At 36.5% G+C, this 3,758-nt stretch carries 6 protein-coding genes; 4 read left to right on the forward strand and 2 right to left on the reverse strand.

What is annotated here, in order from left to right; translation table 11 throughout:
* Nucleotides 1-54 precede the first annotated feature (54 nt).
* From V7150_RS14025 to V7150_RS14040, 4 genes are all read left to right on the forward strand, one after another.
* Entirely contained in the window at nt 55-402 is a 348-nt protein-coding gene (locus V7150_RS14025) for a PadR family transcriptional regulator (RefSeq protein ID WP_335519203.1), read from the forward strand.
* Complete coding sequence (locus V7150_RS14030) at nt 389-1,408, forward strand: hypothetical protein (protein ID WP_335519205.1); 1,020 nt, start codon at nt 389-391, stop codon at nt 1,406-1,408. The genes V7150_RS14025 and V7150_RS14030 overlap by 14 nt, the downstream gene beginning before the upstream one ends.
* 110 nt (nt 1,409-1,518) lie before the next feature.
* Complete coding sequence (locus V7150_RS14035; protein ID WP_335519208.1) at nt 1,519-2,019, forward strand: hypothetical protein; 501 nt, start codon at nt 1,519-1,521, stop codon at nt 2,017-2,019.
* 166 nt (nt 2,020-2,185) lie between these two features.
* Complete coding sequence (locus tag V7150_RS14040; protein WP_335519211.1) at nt 2,186-2,359, forward strand: hypothetical protein; 174 nt, start codon at nt 2,186-2,188, stop codon at nt 2,357-2,359.
* 57 nt (nt 2,360-2,416) lie between these two features.
* Here V7150_RS14040 and V7150_RS14045 read toward each other — a convergent pair whose 3' ends face one another.
* A complete protein-coding gene (locus V7150_RS14045; protein WP_283918752.1) occupies nt 2,417-2,611 on the reverse strand; it encodes an alpha/beta-type small acid-soluble spore protein in 195 nt (64 codons plus the stop codon).
* 140 nt (nt 2,612-2,751) lie between these two features.
* On the reverse strand, nt 2,752-3,516 hold the full coding sequence (locus V7150_RS14050; protein ID WP_335519217.1) for a polysaccharide deacetylase family protein: 765 nt from the start codon (nt 3,514-3,516) through the stop codon (nt 2,752-2,754).
* Between the last annotated feature and the right edge of the window lie 242 nt (nt 3,517-3,758).

The raw sequence follows: 3,758 nt of genomic DNA on the forward strand, positions 1-3,758 counted from the left end.
GACGCATAGTATATGACATAAAGTATATAATTTATTGAAAGTTGAGGTGAGAAGTTGAGTACATTGCTGAATTCTTTACGGACTGAGTTACGAAGAGGGACATTGACTTTGGCAGTATTAAGTCAATTACGTTCCCCGCAATATGGGTATTCTCTTGTCTTATCATTGGAAAAAAACGGAATAACTATTGATCAAAGCACTTTGTATCCACTGCTTCGCCGTTTGGAGAAACAAGATCTGGTGACGAGCAGCTGGGATACGACCGAAAGTAGACCGCGGAAGTATTATGTCTTAAGTAAATACGGCATGGATGTTTTTCTGCAGTTGAAGAAAGAATGGGAACAGTTATCTCAGGAACTTTATGAATTATTTAAAGGAGATGATCAAAATGAATCTAATTGAACTATATATACAGGAGGTAACCAGGAGGCTGCCTGAAAAAAGTGGAGAAGATATTGCCCAGGAGCTGCGCTCCACGATTGAAGATATGCTTCCAGAGGATTATACAGAACAAGATGTAATTGCAGTATTAAAAAAACTCGGTAACCCGGCTGTGCTGGCAAGTGGATACTTAGATCGGCCGATGCATCTTATTGGACCCCAGTTTTTTTGTATTTACCTTCAATTGCTAAAATGGATTTTGCCACTCGCTGTGACAATAACGCTAATTACCTTTTTTGTTGAAAAAATCGTAACATTCTCTGGAGACCAAGCCGTATTAAATGTTATATTAGCAGCAGTTGGAGAAGGGATTATAAGAGTTTTGGGAACTGGGATGCAGGTGTTTTTCTGGTTAACAGCAGTGTTTGCCATTCTGGAGCGTGTTGATATCAAAGACCATAAGCCGCTGGGAACATGGTTTAAGGAATGGACACCTGATGATTTGAAAAAAACAACTGCCTTTCCAAAGGAAAAGGCAATCCCGAACATCGAAGTGTTTGGCCGTCTCTTCTGGACTGTGATTTGGGTAATCTTTTATTTTAATGCCTCAAGCATCATTGGTAGGTATGAAAAGGGTCAAGATGGTCTCGTTTTTGTAACCCCCTCATTGAATCAAGAGGTATTGGATGCCTATTGGCCAATTGTGATCATTGCGATTGGAATGGAAATCGCCATTGGTCTGTATAAATGGACCGTTAAACAATGGACAAAAAAACTAGCAATCGTCAACACTATTTTTCAATTTATATCATCGCTCCTATTCATCAAGATTATGGCAGACCCCGACTTGTTCACTTCGTCATTTAGCAGCTTTTTATCCAACTTATTTACTCAAGTTGACAAACCAGTAACTTCGATCGTATGGGGAGCAATTGCTACATTTATCATCTTTGCAGCTATGGATGCATATCAAGGTTTTAAAAAAGCTAGTATCCGTATCGTGACGGGAAACGTCAAAAAGATGTAGAATAGGTGTCAGGCATCAAATGAGAACATTAATCAAAAAGGTGAATCAAACCTATATCCATTAAGTGTCTGTTACCGAATGAATGAAACAACTGCATGGGGGAACGGTTTATGGTTGGAATCAAAACAATAAAAATTGATGGTGAGAGTATCCATGTATTTAAAAGTGCCATCTATATTTTTGAATCAAGCTCGGGAATTACTTTGGAATTGGATCTGATTGTGAGTGAGGTTGCGGTAAAAAAATATAAAAAAGAAGAAAACCTTATTATTGATATTGAATTGGAAGATGGTCGTTTCATAAACTCGATTATGCATGTAAAAATCCTGTCAGGTGGTTTGCCACAGCTTAATTTATTTTGTGAACTCGATGACATTCAAGGGTGTGAAGATTTCGATAAGGTGAACGAAAATGAGGCATGGTTTCCGAATATAGAAGAAGGCATAACAATAGAAGAAATAAGAAAAGTGGAAATGCCTATTGAAGAAATTAGTTTAAAATTAAAACTGCCAATCGACCAAGTAGAATGGTTAAAGAGTCAAAAAAAGGGAACATTAAATGAAATTTTCCAAGAGTTCATATATGATTTTTGGAGAAGGCAGAATAGCTAAATCCAAATTGAGTAGCACAAACCTTTTTCCTTTGGGTCAGTACCTCAGTGAGCTAATGCTTAAATGCTCCTGGTGACTGACCCTATTTTTCTTTTTAAAATCTAAATGAATTGGACAAGACTATTAAGACAGGGGTGGGATTAAGAAAAAGAATGGAGAGATATTAATGAATAATCCCTTTGATTATCCGGAAGTCTTTTATAACGAAGTTATTTTTTATTTAGAAACTAAATGGGAGCGTCGACTAAGTGACCATGAACGACACGTGCTTATTGAAGGATATCGTTTTGGCAGAATGATTGAGGCTGAAAATGAAATCAAAATCCTGTTTGTAAATTAATTAGCTACTAGAAGAAAAAGGGTGCCCAATTGGACACCCTCTTGTTGAAATCACAAGTTATGGACCTTGTTGATTTCGTAATGATTGTTCAGCATAAGCGACTAAACGTTTAGTCATTTCGCCACCAACTGAACCATTTGCTCGTGCGGTCGTATCAGCACCAAGTTGAACTCCAAACTCGTTGGCGATTTCTTCTTTCATTTGATCCAGAACATTGCCTGAACCAGGAACCAATAGTTTGTTTCTAGCCATGATACATCACTCCCGACGTCGTTTTTTGAGCAATCAAATTGCTCGAATATATTTTGTCCTATTCCTGAATACAAATTCGTATGGTCAGTACCTAGCGAACTAAAACCTTTCCACCTTGGGGGACTAAGAAATTTTACAATTTAATGGAAAGGGAAAAAAGGCTCAGGATAGTTAGTTTTTGACCTATAAAGCATTTCAGAAACAGTTACTGATTTATATCCTTTAGTGGATAAATAGCTCAAAATATCATCTAATGCCATTACCGTTTGACATGCCTGTGAAAATTCGCTGCCATGCCAATCATGGAGGACAATGATATCGCCCGGATTTATTCCTTTTGTAACATATCTTGTAATTTGGTTTGCGGGTGGATTCCTCCAATCTCGAGGATCCTGATCCCATGACCAAAGGATGACAAATTTTCCGTTTTTAATCGCTGTATTAATAATTACATCATTGTAAATACCTGCTACTGGCCGATAAAGAGTAGGTTTAGTGCCAGTAATCCCCTGGATGATATTATCTGTTCGCTTTAATTCTTCTGTTAATTTAACAGCAGAGATTTTGCTAGTAATTAAATGACTATATGTATGATTGCCAACTTCGTGACCTTCTTTTGCTACTCTTTTTAAAACTTCAGGAAATCTTTCAGCTTTATTCCCTGCAACAAAAAAGGTTGCTTTTGCGTTATATTTTGCTAAAATCTCAAGTATTTGCGGGGTAAAAACAGGGTGGGGCCCATCATCAAATGTAATGGCAACTAATTTCTCCTTAGTGTTTATTTCCCAAACTACATTCCCTGTTTTTTCGTAAGCTTCACGACTTTTCGTAACAGCAGTAGCATGATTTTGAATGGACCAAAAAGAAACGATTAAAAGAATAGGAAACATTAATATTTTTTTCAAGAACCATCTACTCCTATCCATTAACATGTAAATATAGTTTATGGATAATGTCATCGGATTATTTATGGAGTAAATTTTTTGAAAAAACTTCCTACATTTGTAAGATGAATTATTCCTAATTAACAAATGAAGAAATTCATGAAATTGAACGGATTTTTCGTTCTTAAAAAGTAATGGATGGAAACCTTTGACAGCACTCTTTGAAGTGCTTTTTCATATGTTATTTTTCCTAATTCAAAAGT

Origin of the sequence: Neobacillus drentensis (genome assembly GCF_036965245.1) — a bacterium.
GTDB classification, from domain to species: domain Bacteria; phylum Bacillota; class Bacilli; order Bacillales; family Cytobacillaceae; genus Neobacillus; species Neobacillus drentensis_G.

Excerpts from the sequence above, each read along its gene's own strand:
- V7150_RS14030 (WP_335519205.1), top strand. The coding sequence starts at position 389 with ATGAATCTAATTGAACTATATATACAGGAGGTAACCAGGAGGCTGCCT.
- V7150_RS14035 (WP_335519208.1), top strand. The coding sequence starts at position 1,519 with ATGGTTGGAATCAAAACAATAAAAATTGATGGTGAGAGTATCCATGTA.
- V7150_RS14040 (WP_335519211.1), top strand. The coding sequence starts at position 2,186 with ATGAATAATCCCTTTGATTATCCGGAAGTCTTTTATAACGAAGTTATT.
- V7150_RS14045 (WP_283918752.1), bottom strand. The coding sequence starts at position 2,611 with ATGGCTAGAAACAAACTATTGGTTCCTGGTTCAGGCAATGTTCTGGAT.